Source organism: Leisingera sp. MMG026, from assembly GCF_021654205.1.
In the GTDB taxonomy this organism is placed as follows: domain Bacteria; phylum Pseudomonadota; class Alphaproteobacteria; order Rhodobacterales; family Rhodobacteraceae; genus Leisingera.
Window position 1 is genome coordinate 1 of record NZ_JAKFZM010000019.1, and the last position, 24,801, is coordinate 24,801.

Genomic DNA, 24,801 nt, shown 5'->3' on the forward strand with positions numbered 1-24,801 from the left:
ACGCTCAAACTTTTCCTTAGCCATTCCTTAGGCGCCCTTTTGAAACAGGGGTCATGCATTGACCCGGTTACCTCTGCGCGGGCGGATTATTTGGTTTGAGCGGAAAAATCAACCCGTTCCTGCTTGACGAAGGCGGAAATCGCAAGGCTCAGCCGGCTGGCGCAGGCGCGGCGGCATCCGCAGCAGCTCCGCTTCCGGAACCTGCCGCCGGACGTGGCGCAAACCATCCCTCGTCCTCGTGCTGCTTAGCCATCCATTCTTCCACCTTGTCGGCAATATTGACCGCGAGGCCCTGGATTTGCTGCTCTTTGGTGCGGGCATGGCCGGATCCCAGCAACGCGCTTTCGCCGGTGGTGCTTTCAAAGATCTCCATCTGGTGCTTCTTGGCCAGGAATTTCTTTGCCGCAACGTCATAGACAAAGACATTCACCACCACCGCGCTTTTGGGGGAGAACAGCACCGGCACGCCGGGCGGTGCCAGCATGAAACCCTCCAGCGTAACCGCCACATCATATTCCTGCGCCCCCTGATAGCGGCGCAGGCGGGTTTCCAGGGCGTTCTTCATCGCCGCATCCCATTCGCTGTGTTCCGCATTGCGGGACAACGGCCATTGCAGCGCTTTTTCGGTGTAGACATGCGTTACCCGTGCCTGAAAAGCGCCAAGGTCCTCGGGCGCTTCGTCCAACCGGGTTTCACCGCAGGACGCGAGCAAGGCCAGCGTGGCCAGAATGGAAAGAAAGCGGATCATGGAGCCCCCCAAGGAAATTCGACACCGCCCAGATAGCCGGGCACGGCACAGCGGGTAAAGAGGTGGAAACAGCCGCCCCCCGCGCGGGTGGCGCGGGGGGCACAGGCAGGCAGCAGGTTTCAGCCGCCTTATTTGAACTTGTAGTCGCGCGGGAAGCCATGCGGCGGGCGTTTGCCAACGCCGGCCCGCTTGCCCAGCCACTGGCCAAGGTCTGTTTCGTGGCGGGTCTTGCCACCACCCATTTCCCATTTGAGCCCATCATCCCAATTGAAGGTCGTGATGTCGCTGAGACCGCCGTCCAGTTCCAGCGAACCCTGCTTGCCGCGGGCCATGTTGTATTTCTGCAGGCGTACGCCCTTGCCGCGGGTGAGCTCCGGCATTTCCTCGACCGCGAAGACCAGGAACTTGCCGTTTTCCGAGACAATGGCGACGTGATCGCCTTCGACCGGGATACAGATCTTGGCGTGATCGTCATCCTTGACGTTCAGCACCTGCTTGCCGCTGCGGGTCTGCGCGACGATTTCCTTCTCTGCGCAGATAAAGCCGTTGCCCGCATCGGATGCAACAAGCAGCCGGCCTTCGGGATTGTGGATCAGCAGGTCGACGATCTCCACCTCGTTGGGCAGGTCGACCATCAGGCGCAGCGGTTCGCCCATGCCGCGGCCGCCGGGGAGATTCGCCGCCGACAGGGTGTAAAAACGGCCATTGGAACCGAACACCAAGAGCCGGTCGGTGGTTTCCGCATGGAAGACAAAGCGCGGACCATCGCCGTCCTTGAACTTCAATTCGCGGCTGAGGTCGATATGGCCGGTCATTGCCCGGATCCAGCCCATCTGGCTGCAGACAACAGTGATCGGCTCGCGGTCGATCATCGCCTCCAGCGGCACGTCCTCGACCTCGCCGGCCTCGGCAAAGCGGGTACGGCGGGCGCCGCCGGCGTAGTCTTTGCCGAACTGCTTTTTGGTGTCCTTCAGCTGTTCTGAGATCCGGCTCCACTGCAGCTCTTCGGACCCCAGAAGCTCAACCAGCCCGGCCCGTTCCGCACGCAGCGCGTCGCGCTCGCGGACCAGCTCGATCTCTTCCAGCTTGCGCAATGAACGCAGGCGCATGTTGAGGATGGCCTCGGCCTGGACCTCAGTCAGCTCGCCCACGCCCTGAGCCGGGGTAATATAGTCCGCCTCGGTGAAAGCGCGGGGGTGGTCGCGGCTCCAGTCCTCGCGGATCAGGGCGGCCTTGGGGTCGTCATCATAGCGGATGATGTCGATCACACGGTCAAGGTTCAGGAAGGCGATAATGAAGCCTTCCAGGACCTCCAGCCGGTGGTCGATTTTCTCCATCCGGTGCTGCGAGCGGCGCTGCAGCACGTCGCGGCGATGATCGAGGAAGGCACGCAGCACCTCTTTCATCGAGCAGACCTTGGGGGTGACGCCGTCGATCAGCACATTCATGTTCAGGCTGAAACGGGTTTCCAGATCCGAGTTGCGGAACATCATGTTCATCAGAACCTCGGGGTCCACGTTTTTGGACTTGGGTTCGAGGATGATGCGGATGTCTTCCGCTGATTCGTCGCGCACATCGGCGAGAATCGGCACCTTCTTGGTCTGGATCAGCTCGGCGATTTTTTCGATCAGCTTGGATTTCTGGACCTGATAGGGGATCTCGGTGACGACGATCTGCCACTGGCCGCGGCCCAGGTCCTCGACCTCGTGGGTGCAGCGCAGGCGGAAGGAGCCGCGTCCGGTGCTGTAGGCCTTGGCGATGCTTTCCTTGGGTTCGACAATGACGCCGCCGGTGGGGAAGTCCGGACCGGGCACATAGTTCAGCAGCGTTTCGTCACGGGCATCCGGGGTTTTGATCAGATGCAGGCAGGCGTCGATCAGCTCGGCAATATTGTGCGGCGGGATGTTGGTCGCCATGCCAACGGCGATACCTGCGGCACCGTTGGCCAGGATGTTCGGGAATGTGGCGGGCAGCACCGCCGGTTCAGTCAGGCGGCCGTCATAGTTGTCGCGAAAATCCACCGAATCTTCGTTCAGGCCTTCGAGCATCGCCTCGGCCACGAAGGTCATCCGTGCCTCTGTGTAGCGCGAGGCCGCCGGGTTGTCGCCGTCGATATTGCCGAAGTTGCCCTGGCCGTCGACCAGCGGGTAGCGGACGTTGAAATCCTGCGCCAAACGCGCCATCGCGTCATAGATCGCGGCGTCGCCATGCGGGTGGAAGTCGCCCATGGTGTCGCCGGAAATCTTGGCGGACTTCAAAAAGCCGCCAGTGGAGCTGAGCCGCAGGCGGTTCATGGCATAGAGAATGCGCCGGTGCACCGGCTTCAGCCCGTCACGCGCATCGGGCAGTGCCCGGTGCATGATGGTGCTCAGCGCATAGGTCAGATAGCGCTCGCCAATGGCGCGGCGCAGCGGTTCCAGGATTTCGCCTTGTTCGGGGGCGGACGGCATGTCGGGGTCTTCTACCAGATCGGTCATGAATCGGTGATACTGCCGCCGCCGGAATTGGTAAAGCGGGCGCGGGCGAAATTCGCACAGTCCTGCGCAGCTTTGGCGGCAGCGGATGCGGTTCGGGGGAGAAGCCGGCCGACTCTCCCCTGTTTCCGCGGCTTTAACTTGCCCTAGATAAAAGGGAACCAAGCTGCCGCACCGCGCGTTTAATTCCAAACTCATGCAATAAAGTGCAGCTGCTGTCTGTTGGTCTGGGGGGACCGGGTTATGTCGCGATTTGTTATGGTATCTTTCGCCTTCCTTGGGTGGGGCTTTTACGAGTTGAGCGGAGGCGCGGATTTCGAGCCGCCCAAACGGCCCGCCGCCGTGGCAGAGACTGATACCGCGGCCCAGCCGGCCGAACGGCCAAGACTCTCCGCGGCCTCAATCGCGGCCCAGCCTGTTCTCACTCAGCGGGCGCAGATTCAGAGACCGGCCCGCCCGGCAGCGGATCCGGCGTTGCGCCAGCGCGTGGCAGCAGGGCATCTGGCCAGCGCATCCGGTGTGCTTGCCACGACACAAACCGCCTTTTCAGACGAGCCGGCACCCGGTGGCCTGCAGCTCGCATCGCTTGACGGCGGCCTGGCAGCCATCACCGCGGCCCCCGCTGCAGAACTGATCCCGCAGCCTGCAGAAGTTTCATATTTGGACCGCCGCAGCATCCGTGCCTCACGCGTGAATATGCGCCAGGGGCCCGGCACATCCTATCCGGTCATCACCCGCCTTCTGGGCGGCGAGGAAGTCATCGTGATCGAAGACAGCGGCACCGGCTGGCTGCATCTCCGTGCCCCGGACAAAGGCCATACCGGCTGGATTGCGGCTTCCCTGGTAAGCAAGAAACGCCCATAACTGCTGCGGAGCATTCCGCGGCAAGAGGCGTTCACATGAAGAAAACCATTCTGATTACCGGCTGCTCCTCAGGGATCGGCCTGGATGCGGCGCGCGGTATGCGGGAACGCGGCTGGCGGGTGTTTGCCTCCTGCCGCCAGCAGCGCGATTGCGACCGGATGCGCGCCGAGGGGTTTGACAGCCCGCGCATTGATTACACCGACCCCGCCAGCATCGGAACAGGCCTGGCCGAAGTACTCGCGGCCACGGGTGGCACTTTGGATGCGCTGTTCAACAATGGCGCCCACGGGCTGCCCGGCGCGGTGGAGGATCTGCCGACCGACGCGCTGCGCACAATTTTCGAAGCCAATTTCTTTGGCTGGCACGAGCTGACCCGGCAGGTGATTCCGGTGATGCGCAAGCAGGGGCACGGACGGATCGTACAGAATTCCTCGATCCTCGGCTTTGTCACCTTTCCCTGGCGCGGCGCTTATGTGGCGACGAAATACGCGTTGGAAGGGCTGACCGACACGCTGCGGGTGGAACTGCGGGGCACCGGGATCCATATGGTGCTTATTGAGCCGGGACCGGTCACGTCGAAGATTCGCGAGAAGTCGATCCCGCATTTCGAACGCTTCATCGACTGGCAGGCGTCGCCGCTGCGGGAGCTTTACGAATCGCGCCTGCTGAAGCGGCTGTATGAAAGCAATGGACCGGACCGGTTCGAACTGCCGGCTTCAGCCGTGACAGCCAAGCTGGCGCACGCCTGCGAATCCCGCCGTCCGCGCGAACGCTATTACGTCACCACCCCCACCCATATCGCCGGATTTCTGCGCCGGATCCTCAGCACAAGGGCAATTGACCGCATCCTGGTGAAGCTCGGATAGCGGATTCGCAGTCGCCAATGGCCCTGACGCAGGGTAGAGGGAGGCAACAGAATTGATGCGCCTTTGGGGGACAAGATGAGCGATCCGCTGTATTATCTGGGACTGGCAGCCGTTGCCGCCGTGGTTGTGGCACTGGTCGTCGGCATCGGCGGCTTTGGCAAGGGCGGCGAGTTCAACCGCAAGAACGCAAACAAGATGATGCGGCTGCGTATCCTGTTTCAGTTCATTGCAGTGGCGGTGCTGCTGGCCTACGTCTACCTGCGCAGCAAGGGAGGATAACCGGCAATGGTCGTTTTGAACAAGATTTACACCCGCACCGGCGACAAGGGTGAGACCGCTCTGGGCAACGGTGATCGCGTTGCCAAGCATTCGGCGCGGGTCAATGCCTATGGCACCTCGGATGAGCTGAATTCTTTTGTCGGCGTCGCACGGCTGGAAGCAGACGGCGACATGGATGCAGCGCTGGCGCGGATCCAGAACGACCTGTTCGACCTGGGCGCTGACCTGTGCCGGCCGGAAATGGCAAAAGACGCGGATGCGGAATACCCGCCGCTGCGGGTTGCCGTCGCACAGGTCGAGCGGCTGGAAGCTGAAATCGACGTGATGAACAAGGAACTGGAAGCGCTGCGCAGCTTCATCCTGCCGGGCGGATCAAAATTGGCGGCGCATCTGCACGTCTGCCGCACCGTCGCGCGCCGCGCCGAACGGCTGACTACAGATCTAAGCACCGCTGAAGAGGTGAACCCGGCAGCAGTGAAATACCTGAACCGGCTGTCCGACTGGTTCTTTGTCGCCGCCCGCATGGCGAACAACGGCGGCAAGGACGACGTTTTGTGGGTTCCCGGCGCCAACCGCTAATTCCCCAGCTACCGGCTTGATTCGCGATTTCACGCCGGTTTTCGGCCGATCCCGCGGGCAACGCGTCATTTTCGCGCCCGCGGCAGCGCCAATCCGGCAGGCTGATTTCCCTCCGGAAACATTCTTGCAAAAATGATGTTCCAAATGAGCAAACGCGACGTCGGCGTGCGCTAACGTGACGATTTTGCCCTGTTGCAGACGCACACCAGCCGGTATCAACGCAGCGAGAGCATGGAGGGGAGTCGCCCAAAGGCGGCTTGCCGTTTGTTAAGGAGAGAACGCAAAATGAAGGTACTTGTGCCTGTCAAGCGCGTGATTGACTACAACGTGAAGGTCCGCGTCAAAGCGGACGGCAGCGGTGTCGATCTCGCCAACGTGAAGATGTCGATGAACCCCTTCGACGAAATTGCCGTCGAAGAGGCGATCCGCCTGAAAGAAGCCGGCAAGGCCGACGAGGTGATTGCGGTTTCGATCGGCGTGAAGCAGGCCCAGGAAACCCTGCGCACCGCGCTGGCGATGGGTGCGGACCGCGCCATCCTGGTGGTTGCAGCCGACGACGTGCACACCGACATCGAGCCGCTGGCCGTTGCGAAAATCCTGGCCAAAGTGGTCGAGGAAGAGCAGCCGGGCGTCGTGCTTTGCGGTAAGCAGGCAATCGACAACGACATGAACGCAACCGGCCAGATGCTGTCGGCGCTGCTGGGCTGGTCCCAGGGCACCTTTGCCTCTGAACTGGACATCGAAGGCGACAACGCCAAGGTGACCCGGGAGGTCGACGGCGGCCTGCAGACTATTTCCGTGAAGATGCCCGCCATCATCACCGTGGACCTGCGCCTGAACGAGCCGCGCTATGCGTCGCTGCCGAACATCATGAAAGCGAAGAAAAAGCCGCTGGCCGAAAAGACCGCCGCCGACTACGGCGTCGACGTCACCCCGCGCCTGGAAATCGTCAAGACCGAAGAGCCGGAGGCCCGCGCCGCAGGCATCATCGTCGGTTCCGTCGACGAGCTGGTTGAGAAACTCAAAGAAGCGGGGGCTGTGTAATGGCTGTTCTTCTCCTTGCTGAAGTGACCGACGGCGCGCTGGCGCTGGACGCAACCGCAAAAGCCGTGGCCGCTGCCGCATCGCTGGGCGACGTGACCGTTCTGGCCGCTGGCGCCTCTGCTGCTGCGGCCGGCGAAGAAGCTGCCAAGATCGCAGGCGTTGCCAAGGTTCTGGTTGCCGAGGACGCATCGCTGGGCCACCGCCTGGCAGAGCCGACCGCGGCGCTGATCGCAGGCCTGGCCTCCGATTTTGAGCACATCGTCGCGCCAGCCACCACCGACGCCAAGAACGTTCTGCCGCGCGTTGCCGCGCTGCTGGACGTGATGGTGATCTCGGACGTTTCCGGTATTGTCGACGGCGACACCTTCGAGCGCCCGATCTATGCCGGCAACGCGATCCAGACCGTGAAGTCGAAAGACGCCAAAAAAGTCGTCTCGATCCGCACCGCGTCCTTTGATGCAGCCGGTGACGGCGGCTCGGCTTCGGTTGAGAGCATCTCGGCTGCAGCAAACCCGGGCTTGTCCGAGTGGGTTGAAGACAAGGTTGCCGCAAGCGACCGTCCCGAGCTGACCTCGGCCGGTATCGTTGTTTCCGGCGGCCGCGGCGTTGGCTCCGAGGATGACTTCAAACTGATCGAAACCCTGGCCGACAAGCTGGGCGCCGCAGTTGGCGCATCGCGCGCCGCGGTTGATTCGGGCTACGCCCCGAACGACTGGCAGGTCGGTCAGACCGGCAAGGTTGTTGCACCGGACCTGTATGTCGCCATCGGCATCTCGGGTGCGATCCAGCACCTGGCCGGCATGAAGGACTCCAAGGTCATCGTGGCGATCAACAAGGACGAAGAAGCACCGATCTTCCAGGTTGCTGATTTCGGCCTGGTTGCCGACCTGTTCGAAGCCGTCCCGGCCCTGACCGCAAAACTGGGCTAAGCCCTGTTCGACAGCTGATCAATCAGGAAAGGCCCGCCATCCGGCGGGCCTTTTTTTGCTTCCGCCACTGGCACTGTTCCTATTTACGAACCAGCGGCGACAGGCGGTCTGCCAGCGCATCGGCAATCCGCAGATGTTCCTTCGGGCCAATCATGTGGCGGGCGGCGGGCAATTCCATCTGGCCAAAGATCATGCCGGCGATATCCTGTGCCATTGCCGCCGAAGAGGCTCTGAACTCCAGCACCCCCTGAACCTTGGGGCGCAAGGCATCGGCCATGGAACGGTCTACCAGGACCGGCTCTTCTGGAAATCCGGCTTCGGCATCCAATTCATAACGGAGCCATAGCAGCAGAACACGGCCATCAAGTGCCTCGATCAAAACGCTCATCCGCTCTATCCAGCTGCGTTGCAGCTGTTCCTGCACCTGCTCAAACCGCTGGCTGGAGATTTCACGCAGGGTGCACAGCAGATGCTTGTTGAAATGAAATTCCGTAAAATCCACTTCGGGATAAAGCGTCTTTAGGGCCGCATGGGCCTGCAGGAACCGGTCGTTGCGGCGCGGATGCACCCGGTAGTAGGGGTTTGAGATGTTCTGCGCCCCCAGCATCTGCACCACTGATACATCCGCCTGTCTGGCGATACCGATCAGGGAATCATCCTGCACAAAACTGTCCAGCCCGGCATTCACACTGCCCAGATTGATGCAATCCAGTCCAAGCTGGGTTTGCAGGGAGTCGACAAAGGGAAATTCAACGAATCGCCCGTAAACTTCGGTTCCACCAAGAAAGGCAACATAGGGATCGTCCAGGGACCGCTGCGGGCCCCGGACCAACAGTCTGGATTTCCCGTATCTGCATGGTTCCCCCGAAAGCGCCCCCGCGCTTTTGAGTTCATAGCTCATTTCACCACCAATTTTTCACCCGAGACTCACCTTGCCGCGCAAGCATTGCAAATTCCCTAAAGTGAGAATTTGCCTCAAATCAGCCCCAGCCGCCCTTGTGCCTGCCCTTCGCCCGCCAGTAAGGTTGCCGCAGATATTTCGGGAGCCTGAGGCATGGAAATTCAGAAGGTTGGAGTGATCGGCGCCGGGCAGATGGGCAATGGCATTGCCCATGTTCTGGCGCTTGCCGGGTACGAGGTCGTGCTGAATGATGTCAGCCAGCCTGCGCTGGACAGTGCCCTGAGCCTTATTCTCAAGAACATGGAACGCCAGGCAAGCAAGGGAAAAATCTCGGAGGCAGACGTAAAGGCTGCATTGGCCCGCGTTACGCCCTCACTGAAGCTTGCAGATGTCGGCGCAACCGATCTGGTCATCGAAGCGGCCACCGAACGGGAAACTGTCAAACAAGCGATCTTTGATGATCTGCTGCCGCATTTGCTGCCGCACACGATCCTGACCTCCAACACCTCGTCAATCTCGATCACCCGGCTGGCCAGCCGCACCGACCGGCCGGAACGCTTTATGGGCTTCCACTTCATGAACCCGGTGCCGGTCATGCAACTGGTCGAGCTAATCCGCGGAATTGCCACGGATGAGCCGACATTCACGGCCTGCCAGGAAGTCGTGGCACGATTGGGCAAGACCTCTGCCAGCGCCGAGGACTTCCCGGCCTTCATCGTCAACCGGATCCTGATGCCGATGATCAACGAGGCGGTCTATACCCTGTATGAGGGCGTTGGTTCGGTCAAATCGATCGACGAATCGATGAAACTTGGCGCCAACCACCCGATGGGTCCGCTGGAGCTGGCGGACTTTATTGGTCTGGACACCTGCCTGGCCATCATGAACGTGCTGCATGACGGGCTGGCAGACACCAAATACCGCCCCTGCCCGCTGCTGACCAAATATGTCGAGGCCGGCTGGCTGGGCCGCAAGACCCAGCGCGGCTTCTATGACTATCGCGGAGAAACGCCGGTGCCGACACGGTAGAGGGAACAAAAAAGGCGCCCCGCGGGGCGCTTTTCTGTTTCCGGCCCGGTGGTGATAAGGCAGGCTTAGCCTTTTTTGCCGAGGCTCAGGGTATGTTCGCGCAGCCAGGCCATAAAGCCCCGCGGATCGCTTTGCAGCTGTTCCATCTGCGCGTCCGTCAGCGGTTCACCCACAACCGGCGCCTGCGGCTTGTTGCAGGAGCGCACGATTTCGCGCAACAGCAGCCCCTGGCGCAGGATCGGGGAAATCCGGCAGGCGATCTGATACCAGCGGGAATTGTGGCCGGGGAAGTAGATCGGCACTACCCGGGCGCCAGAACGGCGGATCAGCTGGGCAGTGAAGACATTCCATTCACGTTCAACCGCGGGGCCGAACCAGCTGTCGGAGGACATCACCACGCCGGACGGGAACAACGCCACTGCGCCGCCATCCTTGAGGAAAGTCATGGTTTTTGCCCGCATGTCGACCATCTTGCGCTGCGCTTCGGGGTCATGCGGGAAGGGCACCGGGATCATGAAGGAAGTTGCGGCCTCGTCCAGCCCTGTCAGCACCGAGCGGGTCAGGATCCGGTAATCCAGGCGGCGGCGGCCGATGAGGTCGGCAAAAATCATGCCATCGACCATCCCATGCGGATGGTTGGCGACGATCACCACAGGCCCGTCCTTGGGAATGTTGTTGATCTGCTGTTCCGGTGTCTGCAGTTCAATGCCCATGATATTGAGGGCCCCGCGCCAGAACTTCTGACCGCGGTACTCTGCATTCTGTTTTTCGAACTTGCTGACCATACGCAGGATGGTCAGTTTTCCGGTGAGCCATTCGATGGTCTTGATCGCCAGCGAGGTCCAGCGGTCGTCAAAGGAATTGGCATAGGTCAGCGTGCGGCGGTCATAGACCTCGCCCGTCTGATCAGCGGTTTCCGGCGCGACGCCGGTATTCCTGTCGTGTGCGGTATCCGCCAAAGTGTTTTTCCCGTTCCGCTGCCGGCGCGGGCCTAGTAGCCCTCGCCGAACTTGCCGGCCACCAGGGCCTCCAGCGCATGCGCCAGCGCATCAGCATCGGGCCCCGAAGTCTCGACGTCAATAGTCGTTCCTTTCGAGGCTGCCAACATCAAAAGACCCATTATGCTGTCACCAGAGGCAGACAGGCCGTCCCTGATAACTTCTGCCGTGGCGTCAAACCCTTCTACAACCTCTACCAGCTTGGCCGAGGCGCGGGCGTGCAGCCCCTTTTCATTGATGATTTCCAGCGTCTTCAGAGCCATTTAGTGTGCTTGCTCCCCGTCAGGGTTAACGTTTTGCGCGTTGATATACTTGCGCCCGGCCTCCATTGCCTGCCGGACTGCATCGGCAACCGGCAAGTGGCGGGATTTCGCCAGTTTGATCAACATCGGCAAATTGGCCCCGTACAGAATACGGCGATCCGCCGGGGCGCATGCCTTCAGGCTGAGGTTGGAAGGCGAGCCGCCGAACAGGTCGGTGACCACAACGACCCCGTCGCCGGTGTCCACTTCATTCGCAGCCGAGCATATTTCGTCCTGCTTGCGGTCCCTGTCGTCCTCGGGTCCGATGCCGATGGCCATCAGGCAGGGCTGCGGGCCCACAACGTGTTCCACAGCGGCAAGGTATTCCCTTGCCAGCTCGCCATGCGCTACGATCACAATCCCGATCAACCCGGCCTCTCACTTCTTTTGCTGGCCTTGCAGCTCGCGGTGTCTAATTGACACTTGCAGGCCGTCTTCCGCAAGGGCCTTGGCGAGGGTTTCCGCCATCGTTACCGATCTGTGCTGCCCGCCGGTGCAGCCGAAGGCGATTGAAAAATGCGACTTCCCCTCTTCCCGGTAAGCCGGCAGCAGCAGACGAGTGAGGTCCAGCACCCGGGAAAAGAAAGGGGTGAACCTGCCGTCGGCCCGCACAAAGTCCTGCACAGCCTGATCAATGCCGTTGAACTGCCGCAATCCGGGCTGCCAATAAGGGTTGGCCAGAAAACGGCAATCAAACACCATGTCAATTCCGTGCGGCATCCCGCGTTTGTAAGAGAAGCTTTGCACCGACAGCGCCAGCGCGCGGCCTTCAGGCGCAAACCAGCGTTCGATCTCTGCCTTTAACTGGTGCACATTCATATCCGAAGTTTCCAGCAGGATATCAGCACGGTCACGGATCGGCGCCATCAGATCCAGCTCTCGGCGCACGCCTTCGCCCGGAGATTCCGCGGGTGCCAGCGGATGGCGGCGGCGGGTCTCGGAGTAGCGCCGCAGCAAAACGTCAGCTTTCGAATCAAGGTAGAGCACCGTCAGCTCTACCTCGCGGCGGCCGGACAGCATGTCGATCACATCCAGCAGCGCCCGCGGCGAGAAATCCCGGTTGCGGCTGTCCAGCCCCAATGCCATCGGCCGCGGAGCCGCAGCTGCATCAATCAGCCCCGGCAGCAGCCGCAGCGGCAGGTTGTCGATCGCCTCAAAGCCAAGATCTTCAAGCACGTTGATCGCCGTGGTCCTGCCCGCTCCGGAGGGGCCGGTGACCAGCACCGCCGGGACCGCCTTTTGCTCTGCCTCAGGCATCGGGGTCCAAAGCTCCGCATCTGAGATACTGCATCAGCGCCGGAGCAAAATGCGCACCGTCCACTCGCTTGACCCGAAGCACCTCCTGCCCCAGCAACTGCGTGCTGTGCCGCATCGGCAAGCGTTCAGTTTCGGCCTCATCCAGGTCCACCAGTGCAGCAACCGGCACAGGGCTGCGGATCTGCGCGTGCAGCAGCCCCATAAACCGCGCCTCGATCAGTCCGCGGATCGGCTCTGGCGCGCTGGCTACAACCTGCCCGTCCAAAAGCTGCAGCAGCACCCGGTCGTCCGCCACCAGCTGCGCGCCAAAAGCCATCAGCTGCAGTGCCAAAGCGGATTTGCCTTGCCCGGAATTTCCCGTGATCAAAAGCCCCCGCCCCTCCAGCGCGACGCAGGAGGCATGCAGGATAAGGCTTTCTGTATCAGGCATGGTTACACCGGAAGACCAACTACAAACCGCGCACCCAAGGGCTCGGAGGTGACGTCGGCTTCTGTCGGACGGATGTTTTCGGCCCAGATCACGCCGCCGTGCGCCTCGACAATCTGCTTCGAGATCGCCAGACCGAGTCCTGAGTTATTGCCGAAATGCTCCACCGGGCGCTGCGAATAGAAGCGTTTGAAAATCTTCGACAACGCCTGGTCCGGGATGCCCGGACCGGTATCCTCAACCACAATCAGCACCCGGTTGGCACGGCGCCGGGCCCAAACGCGAATGGCGTCACCCTCTTCGCAGAACGAGATCGCATTGGTGATCAGATTGACAAAGACCTGCGCCAATCGTGCCTCAAGGCCCTGCAACTGAATGGGCTGGGCCGGAAGGTCGGTGATGTAATCAATCCCCTTGGTGCGGGCGTCTTCCCCCAAGTACTGGTTGAGATTGCCCAGCATGGCCAGCAGATCGAAGTCTTCTTCTTCCTCCTTGACCAGCTCGGCATCCAGCCGCGACGCGTTGGAAATGTCGCTGACCAGCCGGTCCAGGCGGCGAACATCGTGTTCAATCACATCCATCAGCTTCTCGCGCTGGTCATCACGGTGAACCATGCGCAATGTGCCGACCGCCGACTGCAGGCTGGCCAGGGGGTTTTTGATTTCATGCGCCACGTCGGCTGCAAACTGTTCGTTGCTGTCGATCCGGGAGTACAACGCCTTGACCATCCCGCGCAGAGCCCGGCTGAGGCGGCCGATCTCATCCGGCCGGGCAGACAGGTCCGGAATCCGGATCCGTCCCGGGTTTGACTTGCGGCTGCCGCGCTCGCGGCCAAGTTCGGCAGCCTCGGCAAGATCGGCAAGCGGGTTGGCGATGGTCGAGGCCAGCACCAAGCTCAACCCGACCGAAACCAGCAGGGCGACGACAAACATCTGCAGCACGCGCTCCTGCTCGCCGCGCACCAAAGCGTCCACCTCGCCGGTGGGGGACGTCAGCGCGATAACGCCGACTGCCCTGCCATTATGCATGATCGGCGTGGCCGCGGAAATCACCCGGCTGCCGGTAGTGTCCACCACAGTTTCAATGCCGGTGCCGCCGCTCATCGCCCGGTCAACCAAACCGCCCAGCCGTTCCTCTAAGGACGGCCCCAAAGCGGCGGCATCTTCGGCTGCCGCATCGCCGCCATCCGCAATGCCCCAAATGGCCGACAGCCCGTCGCTGATCAACGTACGGCTTCGGCCGCTGTCATTCAGCACATTCAGCGCATCGCTGCGGTCCACGCCCTTGATGCTGGAAATCAGATTGCCGGTGGTGTCGAACACAAAGGCTTCGACGCCGCCGCGCAGGCTGAGCCGCGCCAGGGTGTCCTCGACCTGGATGCCGTCACCTGCAACGAAGCTGACCGCGCCTGCGGCCGGCATTTCGGCCTCAAAGACATCCGCCGCCAGCATGGCTTCGGATACCAGAGTGCCCGCCCGCTGCTGGACCAGGCTTTGACGCGAAGAATTCAGGTACAGGATCCCGGTGACCAGAATGATCAATGCGATCAGGTTGAAAGTGATGATCTTCCGGGTCAGCGGCGAGCCCTTGAGCGACAAAAGCCCCCGGCGCGCGCGCTTGACCTGCATTTCACGCGTGACGGATTGTTCCGGGGTGACCCAGTCTTCCCCTAGAACAACATCGCCGTCCTGCTGGCGTTGCGTAATGCTGGTATCGCGCATGCGCGCCCACTCCTTCGGCCCCGGGGGCAAACAGCCCCGCTTAAACGTGCCGCTTATTCTTCGTTATAACGGTAACCGATTCCATAAAGGGTTTCGATTGCCGCAAAATCCGTGTCTGCCGTGCGCATTTTCTTGCGCAAGCGCTTGATGTGGCTGTCGATGGTCCGGTCGTCCACATAGACCTGATCATCATAGGCCACATCCATCAGCTGGTCCCGGCTTTTGACAAAACCCGGCCGCTGGGCCAGCGCCTGCAGCAACAGGAATTCGGTCACAGTCAGCGACACATCATTGCCCTTCCAGCTGACCGCATGGCGCAGCGGGTCCATCCGCAGATTGCCGCGTTCCATCACCTTGGTTTCGGGCGAGGCGGTTCCGGCGGCGTCGCTGTTGATCGCCTCCTGGCGGCGCAGCAGCGACCGGATCCGTTCGACCAGAAGGCGCTGCGAGAACGGCTTTTTCACATAATCGTCCGCGCCCATGCGCAGACCCAAAACCTCGTCGATCTCATCATCCTTGGAGGTGAGGAAGATCACCGGCATCTGGGATTTCTGGCGCAGCCGCTGCAATAGGTCCATGCCGTCCATCCGCGGCATTTTAATATCCAGCACGGCCATATCCGGCAGCTTCTTGTTGAATGCGTCCAGCGCCGCCTGGCCGTCGTTGTAGGTTTCCACCTCAAAGCCTTCGGCCTCAAGCGTCATGGAAACGGATGTCAGGATGTTCCTGTCATCATCTACCAATGCAATTTTTGACATCGGAATTGCCCCTAATCTGCTCTGTTCTGTGTTGTTTTTTAGCACTTTCATCGCCGTTATGGTGCCCCGAATCAATCCCATTTAAAGAATCAGGGCGATCTTTGGTCTCAATTGGGGCAAAAATACCTTAGCGTCTGCTGAACAAGCAGGCACCGGCGCAGGCTTAAACTGATGGTTGCGCTAAACGTCGCCTTGGTGGCGCTAACTCGGGGGAACCGGCCTGTTCACCGCCCGAAACGCCGTGTTAAGACCCCGCCACCGGCAGCGATGCCGTGTTCTATTGCCCCATTGGCGCAGCCCCGCAGCCTGCGTGCAGCCGCGCCGCCACAGGAGAAAAAACGTATGACATCTGGACGGGTTAACCCGCAATTCCGCCTCGAGGATCAGGGCATCGAGGGTCTGGGCAATGTCTTCTACAACTTCATGGAGCCCGCGCTGATCGAAGCCGCGCTGAAGCGCAGCGAAGGCACGCTGGGCAATGGCGGAGCCTTCCTTGTAACCACCGGGAAATTCACCGGCCGCTCGCCCAAAGATAAACACGTCGTCAAGTCGGACAGCGTCCGCGACACCATCTGGTGGGACAACAATGCAGCGATGAGCCCGGAAGGCTTTGACGCGCTTTACACCGACATGCTGGAGCATATGAAGGGCAAGGACTATTACGTCCAGGATCTGGTCGGCGGTGCTGACCCGGCCCATGCCATCAATGTCCGCATGGTGACCGAACTGGCCTGGCACAACCTGTTCATCCGCACCATGCTGCGCCGTCCGGACCGCGAAGACCTGGATGACTTCATCGCGGACTTCACGGTCATCAACTGCCCGAGCTTCCAAGCCGACCCCAAGAAGCATGATTGCCGTTCCGAGACCGTCATTGCGATGAATTTCGACCGCAAGATGATCCTGATCGGCGGCACTGAATACGCAGGCGAGAACAAGAAATCCGTCTTCACCCTGCTGAACTACCTGCTGCCGGAAAAAGGCATCATGCCGATGCACTGCTCCGCCAATCACGCCAAGGGCAACCCGGTCGACACCGCCGTGTTCTTCGGCCTGTCGGGCACCGGCAAGACCACCCTGTCCGCCGACCCGGACCGGGTGCTGATCGGCGATGACGAACATGGCTGGGCCGACAACGGCACCTTCAATTTTGAAGGCGGCTGCTATGCCAAGACCATCAACCTGAATGCCGAGGCAGAGCCGGAGATCTATGCCACCACCTCCAAATTCGGCACCGTGATCGAAAACATGGTGTTCGATCCGGAGACCAAGGAGCTGGATTTCAACGACGACAGCCTGACCGCCAACATGCGCTGTGCCTATCCGCTGCATTACATCTCCAATGCCTCGGACAGCGCCCGCGGCGGCCACCCGAAAAACATCATCATGCTGACCTGTGATGCTTTCGGCGTGCTGCCTCCGATCTCGCGGCTGACCCCGGCGCAGGCGATGTACCACTTCCTGTCGGGCTTCACCTCCAAAGTGGCCGGCACCGAGCGCGGCGTGACCGAACCGGAACCGACCTTCTCGACCTGCTTCGGCGCCCCCTTCATGCCGCGCCGCCCGGAAGTTTACGGAAACCTGCTGCGCGAAAAGATCGCCCAGCACGGCGCGACCTGCTGGCTGGTGAACACCGGCTGGACCGGTGGCGCTTATGGCACCGGCAGCCGGATGCCGATCAAGGCAACCCGCGCCCTGCTGACCGCAGCTTTGGACGGCTCGCTGGCCAATGTCGAATTCCGCAAGGATGCCAACTTTGGCTTCGACGTGCCGGTTGACGTGCCGGGTGTTCCTGAAATGCTGCTGGATCCGCGCCGCACCTGGGACGACAAAGGTGCATATGACGCGCAGGCGGCCAAGCTGGTGCAGATGTTCTCCGACAACTTCGAGCAGTACCTGCCCTTCATTGACGAGGACGTGAAAGCCGCCGCCATCGGCTGAGCCATTTGCTCCGCAAATAGAAAACCCGGCCAATGGCCGGGTTTTTTCGTTTCAGATGACTGAGCAGATCAAATATTCAGACTGCCTGTAACCATGTCCCGGACCTTGACCGCGTAACGGTCGGTCATGCCGGAAACGAAGTCGGCAAGCGAGTGCATCGCCGTGTACGGGTCTTCCACGCCACGCAAATCCAAATCCACAGCGCGGATCAGCTGCTTCCAATGGTTGTGCTTTTTGCCCAGCTGATCCTGATCCCATTCACAAGCAGCAAGATCGGCATAAAGCCCGTGAAACTGGTCGAGAAGGCGATGCAGCACTTGGCGGCCTGCCACTTCCAGCTCGGTTTTTCGGCGCGCGGCAAAGATCCGCTCCACCGACAATCGCTGCAGCTCGGCGAACGCGTCTGCCTTGGCGGAAGCGCCAATCAAATCGCCGTCGAACTCGCCGCTCATGATGGCGTCATAATTGTCCATGAACGCCTGCACCGCCGCGCTGGTGGCAGCGCCGATCGACAAGGCACGCAGCAAAGCAACCCGGTCATTCAGCGGCATGGCCGCGTCTTCCTCACGGTTGCGCTTGCCTGTGATATCCTCCAGCACCGCGGCCACGTCGGCGCGATCCAGGTCGCCGACTGCGCCTGCGTCCTCGATGTCCATGATCCGGTAGCAGATGTCATCCGCCGCCTCGACCAGGAAGGCGAGCGGATGGCGGCGGAACCAGCCTGTGTCTTCGCGGATCATGCCGGTGGCCGCGCAGATTTCGTCAAGCAGTGCAGTGTCAGAGGCAAAAACACCGAATTTCTTGAGGCCCGCATAGGGCGCCGGGCCGCCGCCGCAGGCCGCGTCCCGCACCTGGCGGGTGCAGGGGTACTTCAAAAAGGCACCCAGCGTTGCATAGCTGAGCCGCATGCCGCCCTCGCGCCGGGCCATTTCCAGCCGCCCGGCGATGCGCAGGCCCTGGGCGTTGCCCTCGAAATGCGCGAATTCGGCCTGCCGGTCCGCAGGCACCTGTGCTGCCAGCCCCTGTTTCGCGCGGAACTGCACGGCGAACCAGCCGCCGATGCTGTCCTCGCCGGAATGGCCGAAGGGCGGGTTGCCGATATCATGCAGCAGGCAGGCGGCCTGCACGTGGCCGGCAATGCGCAGAACCTGATCCGGAGTGATGCGATCTGCTGCCAGCAGCGCCTGACCGACGCCGGCCCCCAGAGAACGCCCGACGCTGCAGGTCTCCATGCTGTGAATCATCCGGTGATGCACATGGTCGTGACTGTAGAGCGGATGCACCTGGGTCTTCTGGGCCAGACGGCGGAAGGGCTCGGAGAACAGAATGCGGTCATAGTCCTGCAAATAGGCCTCGCGCCCCGGTGCTTCAGGGTAATCCGGCCGGCACAGCCGCCCCGGGTTCAGCAGCCTGTTCCACTCCATCACCAATTGCCTGCTCCTTTGCTGGTTTCGTAAGCGGTTAAACGGGAGGCCGGGCGGAAATGCAATCGCTTCAGCGCGGCGTGATCCCGGCAGGTTCCAGCTTGGTCTCAGGCTCCACGTGAATCACCGTCTGCGCGTCCGGAAACGCCTTGTGCAGTGCAGCCTCCACCCGGTCGCAGATGTCATGCGCTTCCTGAACAGTCATGCTTCCAGCAACAACCATGTGGCACTCCACAAACAGCGCCCTGCCTGCGCGGCGGGTCTTGAGGCCATGCACCTGCAACGCTCCGGCGGCAGAGCTGTGGATGATTTCCTCGACCTTCGCACGCTCTCCTTCGGGGGCGGCGGTGTCCATCAGCCCGTTTACCGATGCAGCAATCACCAGCCAGCCTTCGCGCAAAATATTGACCGCAACCAGCAGCGCCAGCAGCGGGTCGAGCACAGCCCAGCCGCTGGCCAGTGCCAGCACCAGGCCCAGCAACACCCCTGCCGACGTCCAGACGTCGCTCATCAGGTGCCGCCCGCCGGCAGACAGCGCCGGTGAATGCAGCCGCCTGCCCGCCCGCAACAGCACCCGCGCCCAGGCCAGGTTCACGCCCATTGCCACTGCATTGACGACTATTCCCGCGGTGCCCCATTCGGCTGCAGCCGGGCGGCCCAAAGCATTCACGGCTTCATGCACGATTACCAAAGCGGCGATGACAATCATGATGCCTTCGGCCACAGCAGAAAAATATTCGGCCTTGTGATGACCAAAAGGGTGGCCCGCATCCGGCGGCCGCTGGGCGTAGCGCACAGCAAACCACGCCATAACTGCGCCCCCGATATTCACCAGCGACTCCAGCGCATCAGACAGCAACGCAACTGAGCCCGTCATCACCCAAGCCGCCGTCTTCAGCCCCATAACCGCCAGCGCGATCAGGATAGAGCCTGTTGCCAGCTGCCCGGCACTTAGCCGTTGATGCATGATCCCATCCTCCGGCCCCTGGTCACATCAGCAAGCCGCGGCGCAGCAGGTTCACCCCCGCAATCAGCAGAACCACAAGTGTTGCGCGGCGGAACAGCACCTGATCGATCCGGTCATGCAACAGGCCGCCGATCCACATGCCTGCCACTGCCGGCGCAATCAGCACCAGCGAAAAGGGCGCAGTTTCAATCCGCATCACGCCGGATCCAATATGTGCGACCAGAAGCGCCACCGCGCCAAGGCCATAGATCACTCCTTGCACCCGGATCTGCTCTGTTTTTTCAGTATTCAATGCGGTCAGGTAGGCGACCGTCGGCGGCCCCCAAACTCCGGAGACACCGCCAATCAGCCCGGCGATGCCGCCCACCATGGCCTCGCTGCGGCGGGAGGGATAGGTGATGGTGAATGTCTTGCCCATCAGCAGGATACAGGCAAAGACCGTAACCGGCAGGCCAATCACCAAAAGCAGCGCCTGCTGCGGCAGCAGCCGCACGGACTGGGCGCTCAGCAGCAGGCAAACGAGACCAATCAGCAGGAATACCCGGAACTTGCGGATCGAGGCCATCGCCGCGTCCGGCCCCTGGCGCAGCGCCTGCATGCCGTTTGTCACCAAGGTCGGCAGAATCAGCCCCGCCAATGCCAGATCCGGAGCCAGGAACAAGCTGAGACCGGAAACAAAAATCATCGGCATGGCAAAACCAACCAGGCCTTTGACAGTGCCTGCCAGCAGCGCGATGCCAAAAGCCGCTGCCAGCTCTGCCGGGGAAAGGAGTGAAAACAATGCCGTCATATCTCCGCTGTACCACATCCGGGCTGTGCTGCACGGGCAAAATCAATACGCAATATTTGATCCAAACGCCGCAGCTGTGAGTATTTTTGTTGCGCTGCACCTGCAAAATGATTTACCACCGGGCGACCGGAAAAGGATCTGATTCATGGCCCGCGACGGACAGGACTTGCATATGAAACCGACACTCATCCCCGACCTGCTGGCGTTGACCGCCGCATCCCTGGAGCCCCTGGACCAGCTGCTTGAGGCCGCTCGCGCCTCAGTCAAGGACATGGTGAGCGAAGAGGGCCGGGTCTCCGGCCGCCTGATCGAGGAAAACCAGGTTGCCGCACATGGCCTGTCGTGGCTGGCAACCTATGTCTACAGCCTGCGGCAGATGCAAAAATGGGCCGAAAAGCTGCAAGCCGAGGGCAAGTTCAGCGAATTGGATCAGCTGATCCATCAGATCGGTTTCGGCGAATACCTTTGGCAGGTCTACGGCGGCATCCAGATGAACCAGGGCGAGATTATCCGCCTGCAGGATCTGGGCCTCTCCCAGGACGCGCAGCGCGGGCTGATGGCGCCTGCAGTGATGACACTTTGCGAACAAGGCAACAGCCAAGCCGCCCGTACCCGCCTCGTGGAACTGATGGAAGAGCAGGCCGGCGCCACCATGTTCGGCGCTTCAGGCCTGGAAGAAGAACTGGAAATGATCCGCGACCAGTTCCGCCGCTATGCGGTGGAGAAGGTAGAGCCGCACGCCCATGACTGGCACCTGAAGGACGAGCTGATCCCGCTCAGCGTGATCGAAGAGCTGGCCGAGATGGGCGTATTCGGCCTGACTATCCCCGAGGAATACGGCGGGTTCGGCCTGTCCAAGGCGTCGATGGTCGTGGTCTCGGAGGAACTGTCGCGCGGCTATATCGGTGTCGGATCACTTGGCACCCGTTCGGAAATCGCAGCCGAGCTGATCCTGTGCGGCGGCACCGAGGAGCAGAAAGCCAATTGGCTGCCCAAGCTGTCCAGCGCCGAGATCCTGCCCACCGCGGTGTTCACCGAGCCGAACACCGGTTCCGACCTCGGCTCCCTGCGCACCCGGGCTGTGAAGGATGACAACGGCGACTATAAGATCACCGGCAACAAGACCTGGATCACCCACGCTGCCCGCACTCACGTGATGACCCTGCTTGCACGCACTGATCCGAACACCACGGATCATCGCGGCCTGTCGATGTTCCTGGCGGAAAAAACGCCAGGAACCGATGAGGCACCGTTCCCGACTGAGGGCATGACCGGCGGCGAAATCGAAGTTCTCGGCTACCGGGGCATGAAGGAATACGAGCTGGGTTTCGACAACTTCCACGTAAAGGGCGGGAACCTTCTGGGCGGCGAGGAAAACAAAGGCTTCAAACAATTGATGGAGACCTTTGAATCGGCGCGCATTCAGACTGCGGCACGTGCAATCGGCGTGGCCCAGTCGGCACTGGACATCGCCATGCAGTACGCGCAGGACCGCAAGCAGTTTGGCAAATCGCTGATCAAATTCCCGCGTGTGTCCGGCAAGCTTGCAATGATGGCGGTGGAAATCATGATCGCCCGCCAGCTGACCTATTTCTCGGCCTGGGAAAAGGACCACGGTCACCGCTGCGACCTGGAGGCCGGAATGGCCAAGCTCCTGGGTGCCCGGGTCGCCTGGGCCGCCGCGGACAACGGGTTGCAGATCCACGGCGGCAACGGGTTTGCCACAGAGTATAAAATCTCCCGCGTGTTGTGCGACGCCAGGATCTTGAATATTTTTGAAGGTGCAGCAGAAATTCAGGCTCAGGTTATCGCCCGCCGCCTGCTGGGCTGAACCGGCTGAAAGCAATTCCTAAGGGAGCAATCCTGTTCAGGCCCGGCGTTTACGCCGGGCTTTTTGCAGCCGTATCCAGTCCAGAGTGCGTTCACGCTGCAACCAGCACACGGAATAAGACTGTTTCCAATCCTGGTTATTCGGTTTTTCATAAATTGTGGTTAACAAGAGTCCATGACACTCTTTCGCTGCTTCCTGCTTCCCTTGCTGTTTTTGTTTTCCGCCTGTGCCGGTGCCGTGCCGCCGGAACAATCCCCCCGCATCCTGGCGATGGGGGATTCCCTGCTGGCCTGGCACAGCCTGGCAGGTAAATCCATCGCAGACACCGTTGCCCGCGAGTTGCAGGAACCAGTCGTTGACCGCTCGGTCTCTGCCGCGCGGATCATCTACAAGCTGCCGATTTCCGGCGCGGCAGGGATGCAGATCCGCAAGCAGTATAAGCCCGGCAAATGGGACTGGGTGATCGTGAATGGCGGCGGAAATGATCTGTGGCTCGGCTGCGGCTGTTTTGCGTGCAATCGAAAACTGAACAAACTGGTTTCCCCCGACGGACGCAAAGGTGCGATTCCGGGCATGCTGTCTGAACTGCGCGCAACCGGTGCCAGGGTGATTTACGTCGGCTATCTGCGCAGCCCCGGAGTGGGATCGATGATCGAGCACTGCCGCGACGAAGGAAACGAGCTGGAATCCCGCATCGAACGGCTGGCCGCGCTGGACACAGGCATTCATTTCCTGTCTCTCAAGGATTTGGTGCCCTTCGGCGACCGGTCTTATCACGCGCTCGACATGATCCACCCGTCGGCAAAGGCCAGCGACGAGATCGGCCGCAAGGTGGCCGAAATTATCCAGGCAAATTAAGCCGCGGCCCCTCCCGCCCCTTCAGATGCATTCTTGGAATGCGCCTTCTGCGCCGTTGCGCCCGGACCCGGCCTGCGCCGCGCCGCGCATTGCGCGGCGCCACGCCCAACGGGAGCAAGGCATTTTAATGCCGCCGCAACGGGCGGGAGCCGTCACTTTTTCAGGGCGAAGCCTTGCAATTTCTGCCCCCTCTTGGCCAGAGTGTGCAAAATACTTCAATTGGGTAACCCGGTGCCGCGCATCGCTTGGATCTGTTCTCTGCTGTTTGCCAGTGCCTGCACCGGCGACGAAACGCTTTCAGCTTACGGGGCGGCGGGAAAGGTCTGGCACCTCTCCAGCATTGATAATGAGCCCTATCCCGCATTGGCCAGGCTGACCTTCCCGGAACCTGGAAAAATCACGGGGCGGGCACCCTGCAACAGTTTCCAGGGCACTCAGACGGCACCTTACCCCTGGTTCAGCGCTGAGGCGCTTACCGCTGCACGCGCTGCCTGCCCGGAACTGGCACTCGAAGCCGATTTCCTGCAGTCCCTTCAGAAAATGACGCTGGCCGAGGTTTCCGGCGATGTGCTGATCCTCAGCAACGGCCAGGGACGCGAGATGCTGTTCACAGCCGGCGGATGAGCAGGTCCGTCAGCCGTCCCCGCGCCTCCGGCACTGGCTGATTGCCCAAAGACGGCGCCAGATGCGCGTCCAGAAAATAGCCGGTGGTGTGCAGCGCCTGCACAATTTCCGCATCCTCCGCGCTGCCCTGCCCCAGCATCACCGGCGGCAAAGGCAGCAGCCGATCCGCCCAGCCTCCGGCGCCTTCACGTGAAACAGCCCGGCCAGATTTCGGCGAGACATAGCACAGGGCGCTGCCACTGCCGGTCACGGCGCAGGCTGTCAGATCAAGGCCGAAACCCATCTCCTCCAGCAGCGCCAGCTCCCAGCGCAGATAGGCAAGCGGCCAGAGCTCTTCATTACCCAAGAGATCCAGCAACAGTTCACTGCGGGTATAGAGGTCAGGATGCGGTTCACGCTCTGGCAGGCAGAAGGACAGCAGCGCTGTCACCGCATTAAGGCCGGCCAGCGCCAGCCGTCCGGACATCGCAGCTGCAGCACGGCTGCGTAAAGGTTCAGCGTGATAGCTGCCCAGATGATCCTCCAGCCGCGCTCTCCAGGTCAGGTCCAGCTGCGCACCGGGCTGCAGGATCGGGGCCAGCTTGCGGCTGGCACCGCCGCGCACCATGCCCGCATGGCGGCCATGCTCTTCTGTAAAGACGTCGATGATGGCCGAGTTTTCACCGTGGCGGCGCATCGAAAGCAAAATGCCGTGATCACGCCATTCCACTGGCGGCCCTCACTGTTGTTCTGGCAGCCTCAGCAGACCGCATTGCGGTGCGTTCCGCAAGCGTCAAGACTTCTCCAACCCAGGCTCGTCCAGCAGGTGGCGTCCGGCCCGGTCTTCGACCTCAATAACCCAGAGGTCGGGATCAAACGACCGCTGACGCAGGATAGAAGTGTCGACCTCAGCCTCCGGCCCGGCTGAAAGCCCATCCCATTTGCGCGCGCCGCTCATCAGATCATAGGTGCGGTGGAAAGCGCGTGCCTGGCCGTCCAGGGTGTTGAGTTTGACCAGCACGGCACCCGCCGTGTCGTCACCATGCGACGTTACAAAGGCAGGGATTCCCATCAGCCGCAGCCGGGCCAGATAGGCCTGCACCCAGAATTCAGCAGTAAGGCGGGTCATGCTGCGTGTTTTCCGGCGGTGCCGCAGGTTGAACGCACAGGAGCCTCCGGCGGGAGTATTTTCACAAAGGTGAAACGCATGG

At 61.4% G+C, this 24,801-nt stretch carries 26 protein-coding genes; 11 read left to right on the forward strand and 15 right to left on the reverse strand.

The window, feature by feature from the left end:
* Positions 1-148: 148 nt before the first annotated feature.
* Together L1069_RS11980 and L1069_RS11985 are read right to left on the reverse strand one after the other, a co-directional pair.
* Complete coding sequence (locus tag L1069_RS11980) at positions 149-748, reverse strand: hypothetical protein (RefSeq protein ID WP_129369357.1); 600 nt, start codon at positions 746-748, stop codon at positions 149-151.
* A gap of 128 nt (positions 749-876) precedes the next feature.
* Positions 877-3,225, reverse strand: a complete 2,349-nt coding sequence (locus L1069_RS11985; protein WP_237455836.1) for a DNA topoisomerase IV subunit A — start codon at positions 3,223-3,225, stop codon at positions 877-879.
* 240 nt (positions 3,226-3,465) lie between these two features.
* Here L1069_RS11985 and L1069_RS11990 point away from each other — a divergent pair, with 240 nt between their 5' ends.
* The 6 genes from L1069_RS11990 (at position 3,466) to L1069_RS12015 (ending at position 7,783) form a co-directional block, all read left to right on the forward strand.
* Complete coding sequence (locus L1069_RS11990) at positions 3,466-4,086, forward strand: SH3 domain-containing protein (protein ID WP_134830806.1); 621 nt, start codon at positions 3,466-3,468, stop codon at positions 4,084-4,086.
* Between the two features lie 35 nt (positions 4,087-4,121).
* Positions 4,122-4,952, forward strand: a complete 831-nt coding sequence (locus L1069_RS11995) for an SDR family NAD(P)-dependent oxidoreductase (RefSeq protein ID WP_134830807.1) — start codon at positions 4,122-4,124, stop codon at positions 4,950-4,952.
* 75 nt (positions 4,953-5,027) lie between these two features.
* Entirely contained in the window at positions 5,028-5,231 is a 204-nt protein-coding gene (locus L1069_RS12000) for a twin transmembrane helix small protein (protein WP_129369353.1), read from the forward strand.
* 6 nt (positions 5,232-5,237) lie between these two features.
* Positions 5,238-5,810: a cob(I)yrinic acid a,c-diamide adenosyltransferase gene (locus tag L1069_RS12005; RefSeq protein WP_129369352.1), complete on the forward strand. Its 573-nt coding sequence runs from the start codon at positions 5,238-5,240 to the stop codon at positions 5,808-5,810.
* 285 nt (positions 5,811-6,095) lie between these two features.
* Positions 6,096-6,854 carry an electron transfer flavoprotein subunit beta/FixA family protein gene (locus L1069_RS12010; protein WP_129369351.1) on the forward strand — a complete coding sequence of 253 codons (759 nt, stop codon included), beginning with the start codon at positions 6,096-6,098 and terminating at the stop codon, positions 6,852-6,854.
* Complete coding sequence (locus L1069_RS12015; RefSeq protein ID WP_129369350.1) at positions 6,854-7,783, forward strand: electron transfer flavoprotein subunit alpha/FixB family protein; 930 nt, start codon at positions 6,854-6,856, stop codon at positions 7,781-7,783. The genes L1069_RS12010 and L1069_RS12015 overlap by 1 nt, the downstream gene beginning before the upstream one ends.
* A gap of 79 nt (positions 7,784-7,862) precedes the next feature.
* Here L1069_RS12015 and L1069_RS12020 read toward each other — a convergent pair whose 3' ends face one another.
* Positions 7,863-8,684, reverse strand: a complete 822-nt coding sequence (locus L1069_RS12020; protein WP_237455837.1) for a DUF6473 family protein — start codon at positions 8,682-8,684, stop codon at positions 7,863-7,865.
* A gap of 153 nt (positions 8,685-8,837) precedes the next feature.
* On the opposite strand from L1069_RS12020, the gene L1069_RS12025 reads away from it, so the two are divergent.
* Positions 8,838-9,713 (forward strand): 3-hydroxybutyryl-CoA dehydrogenase, encoded by an 876-nt coding sequence (locus L1069_RS12025; RefSeq protein ID WP_129369348.1) that lies wholly within the window; start codon positions 8,838-8,840, stop codon positions 9,711-9,713.
* A gap of 65 nt (positions 9,714-9,778) precedes the next feature.
* Here the strand turns inward: L1069_RS12025 and L1069_RS12030 are convergent, their stop codons facing one another.
* From L1069_RS12030 to L1069_RS12060, 7 genes are read right to left on the reverse strand one after another with little or no spacing between them, the layout of a single operon-like run.
* Positions 9,779-10,672, reverse strand: a complete 894-nt coding sequence (locus tag L1069_RS12030; protein WP_134830809.1) for a lysophospholipid acyltransferase family protein — start codon at positions 10,670-10,672, stop codon at positions 9,779-9,781.
* A gap of 32 nt (positions 10,673-10,704) precedes the next feature.
* Complete coding sequence (locus L1069_RS12035; protein ID WP_237455838.1) at positions 10,705-10,974, reverse strand: HPr family phosphocarrier protein; 270 nt, start codon at positions 10,972-10,974, stop codon at positions 10,705-10,707.
* Entirely contained in the window at positions 10,975-11,382 is a 408-nt protein-coding gene (locus L1069_RS12040) for a PTS fructose transporter subunit IIA (RefSeq protein ID WP_027257311.1), read from the reverse strand. It abuts the gene before it with no gap.
* 9 nt (positions 11,383-11,391) lie between these two features.
* Entirely contained in the window at positions 11,392-12,270 is an 879-nt protein-coding gene (gene rapZ / locus L1069_RS12045) for an RNase adapter RapZ (RefSeq protein ID WP_134830810.1), read from the reverse strand.
* Positions 12,263-12,700, reverse strand: coding sequence for an HPr kinase/phosphatase C-terminal domain-containing protein (locus tag L1069_RS12050; RefSeq protein WP_134830811.1), 438 nt, complete (start codon positions 12,698-12,700; stop codon positions 12,263-12,265). Before L1069_RS12050 ends, rapZ begins: the two co-directional genes overlap by 8 nt.
* A 2-nt stretch (positions 12,701-12,702) precedes the next feature.
* Positions 12,703-14,418 (reverse strand): sensor histidine kinase, encoded by a 1,716-nt coding sequence (locus L1069_RS12055; protein ID WP_129369342.1) that lies wholly within the window; start codon positions 14,416-14,418, stop codon positions 12,703-12,705.
* Positions 14,419-14,471: 53 nt separating this feature from the next.
* Complete coding sequence (locus L1069_RS12060; protein WP_129369341.1) at positions 14,472-15,176, reverse strand: response regulator transcription factor; 705 nt, start codon at positions 15,174-15,176, stop codon at positions 14,472-14,474.
* A gap of 342 nt (positions 15,177-15,518) precedes the next feature.
* Here L1069_RS12060 and L1069_RS12065 point away from each other — a divergent pair, with 342 nt between their 5' ends.
* Complete coding sequence (locus L1069_RS12065; protein ID WP_027257306.1) at positions 15,519-17,117, forward strand: phosphoenolpyruvate carboxykinase; 1,599 nt, start codon at positions 15,519-15,521, stop codon at positions 17,115-17,117.
* Between the two features lie 68 nt (positions 17,118-17,185).
* On the opposite strand, the gene dgt is transcribed toward L1069_RS12065, so the two are convergent.
* From dgt to L1069_RS12080, 3 genes are all read right to left on the reverse strand, one after another.
* Positions 17,186-18,541 carry a dGTP triphosphohydrolase gene (gene dgt / locus L1069_RS12070; protein WP_237455839.1) on the reverse strand — a complete coding sequence of 452 codons (1,356 nt, stop codon included), beginning with the start codon at positions 18,539-18,541 and terminating at the stop codon, positions 17,186-17,188.
* A gap of 70 nt (positions 18,542-18,611) precedes the next feature.
* Complete coding sequence (locus L1069_RS12075; protein WP_237455840.1) at positions 18,612-19,508, reverse strand: cation diffusion facilitator family transporter; 897 nt, start codon at positions 19,506-19,508, stop codon at positions 18,612-18,614.
* A gap of 22 nt (positions 19,509-19,530) precedes the next feature.
* A complete protein-coding gene (locus L1069_RS12080; RefSeq protein ID WP_129369338.1) occupies positions 19,531-20,298 on the reverse strand; it encodes a sulfite exporter TauE/SafE family protein in 768 nt (255 codons plus the stop codon).
* A 145-nt stretch (positions 20,299-20,443) separates the two neighbouring features.
* On the opposite strand from L1069_RS12080, the gene L1069_RS12085 reads away from it, so the two are divergent.
* The 3 genes from L1069_RS12085 (at position 20,444) to L1069_RS12095 (ending at position 23,611) form a co-directional block, all read left to right on the forward strand.
* Entirely contained in the window at positions 20,444-22,129 is a 1,686-nt protein-coding gene (locus tag L1069_RS12085; RefSeq protein WP_237455841.1) for an acyl-CoA dehydrogenase family protein, read from the forward strand.
* A gap of 174 nt (positions 22,130-22,303) precedes the next feature.
* Entirely contained in the window at positions 22,304-22,987 is a 684-nt protein-coding gene (locus tag L1069_RS12090; RefSeq protein WP_237455842.1) for an SGNH/GDSL hydrolase family protein, read from the forward strand.
* A 231-nt stretch (positions 22,988-23,218) separates the two neighbouring features.
* Complete coding sequence (locus tag L1069_RS12095; RefSeq protein ID WP_129369336.1) at positions 23,219-23,611, forward strand: META domain-containing protein; 393 nt, start codon at positions 23,219-23,221, stop codon at positions 23,609-23,611.
* Here the strand turns inward: L1069_RS12095 and recO are convergent.
* Entirely contained in the window at positions 23,595-24,320 is a 726-nt protein-coding gene (gene recO / locus L1069_RS12100) for a DNA repair protein RecO (RefSeq protein ID WP_129369335.1), read from the reverse strand. The two genes, L1069_RS12095 and recO, sit on opposite strands and share 17 nt — an antisense overlap.
* Before the next feature lie 63 nt (positions 24,321-24,383).
* Complete coding sequence (locus L1069_RS12105; RefSeq protein WP_237455843.1) at positions 24,384-24,719, reverse strand: DUF1491 family protein; 336 nt, start codon at positions 24,717-24,719, stop codon at positions 24,384-24,386.
* Between the last annotated feature and the right edge of the window lie 82 nt (positions 24,720-24,801).

Coding starts and splice junctions, on each gene's coding strand:
- L1069_RS12055 (WP_129369342.1), bottom strand. CDS start 14,418: ATGCGCGATACCAGCATTACGCAACGCCAGCAGGACGGCGATGTTGTT.
- L1069_RS12010 (WP_129369351.1), top strand. CDS start 6,096: ATGAAGGTACTTGTGCCTGTCAAGCGCGTGATTGACTACAACGTGAAG.
- dgt (WP_237455839.1), bottom strand. CDS start 18,541: ATGGAGTGGAACAGGCTGCTGAACCCGGGGCGGCTGTGCCGGCCGGAT.
- L1069_RS12085 (WP_237455841.1), top strand. CDS start 20,444: ATGGCCCGCGACGGACAGGACTTGCATATGAAACCGACACTCATCCCC.
- L1069_RS12025 (WP_129369348.1), top strand. CDS start 8,838: ATGGAAATTCAGAAGGTTGGAGTGATCGGCGCCGGGCAGATGGGCAAT.
- rapZ (WP_134830810.1), bottom strand. CDS start 12,270: ATGCCTGAGGCAGAGCAAAAGGCGGTCCCGGCGGTGCTGGTCACCGGC.
- L1069_RS12080 (WP_129369338.1), bottom strand. CDS start 20,298: ATGACGGCATTGTTTTCACTCCTTTCCCCGGCAGAGCTGGCAGCGGCT.
- L1069_RS12000 (WP_129369353.1), top strand. CDS start 5,028: ATGAGCGATCCGCTGTATTATCTGGGACTGGCAGCCGTTGCCGCCGTG.
- L1069_RS11985 (WP_237455836.1), bottom strand. CDS start 3,225: ATGACCGATCTGGTAGAAGACCCCGACATGCCGTCCGCCCCCGAACAA.
- L1069_RS12060 (WP_129369341.1), bottom strand. CDS start 15,176: ATGTCAAAAATTGCATTGGTAGATGATGACAGGAACATCCTGACATCC.
- L1069_RS11980 (WP_129369357.1), bottom strand. CDS start 748: ATGATCCGCTTTCTTTCCATTCTGGCCACGCTGGCCTTGCTCGCGTCC.
- L1069_RS11995 (WP_134830807.1), top strand. CDS start 4,122: ATGAAGAAAACCATTCTGATTACCGGCTGCTCCTCAGGGATCGGCCTG.
- L1069_RS12105 (WP_237455843.1), bottom strand. CDS start 24,719: ATGACCCGCCTTACTGCTGAATTCTGGGTGCAGGCCTATCTGGCCCGG.
- L1069_RS12090 (WP_237455842.1), top strand. CDS start 22,304: ATGACACTCTTTCGCTGCTTCCTGCTTCCCTTGCTGTTTTTGTTTTCC.
- L1069_RS12065 (WP_027257306.1), top strand. CDS start 15,519: ATGACATCTGGACGGGTTAACCCGCAATTCCGCCTCGAGGATCAGGGC.
- L1069_RS12015 (WP_129369350.1), top strand. CDS start 6,854: ATGGCTGTTCTTCTCCTTGCTGAAGTGACCGACGGCGCGCTGGCGCTG.
- L1069_RS12075 (WP_237455840.1), bottom strand. CDS start 19,508: ATGCATCAACGGCTAAGTGCCGGGCAGCTGGCAACAGGCTCTATCCTG.
- L1069_RS12020 (WP_237455837.1), bottom strand. CDS start 8,684: ATGAGCTATGAACTCAAAAGCGCGGGGGCGCTTTCGGGGGAACCATGC.
- L1069_RS12005 (WP_129369352.1), top strand. CDS start 5,238: ATGGTCGTTTTGAACAAGATTTACACCCGCACCGGCGACAAGGGTGAG.
- L1069_RS11990 (WP_134830806.1), top strand. CDS start 3,466: ATGTCGCGATTTGTTATGGTATCTTTCGCCTTCCTTGGGTGGGGCTTT.
- L1069_RS12035 (WP_237455838.1), bottom strand. CDS start 10,974: ATGGCTCTGAAGACGCTGGAAATCATCAATGAAAAGGGGCTGCACGCC.
- L1069_RS12050 (WP_134830811.1), bottom strand. CDS start 12,700: ATGCCTGATACAGAAAGCCTTATCCTGCATGCCTCCTGCGTCGCGCTG.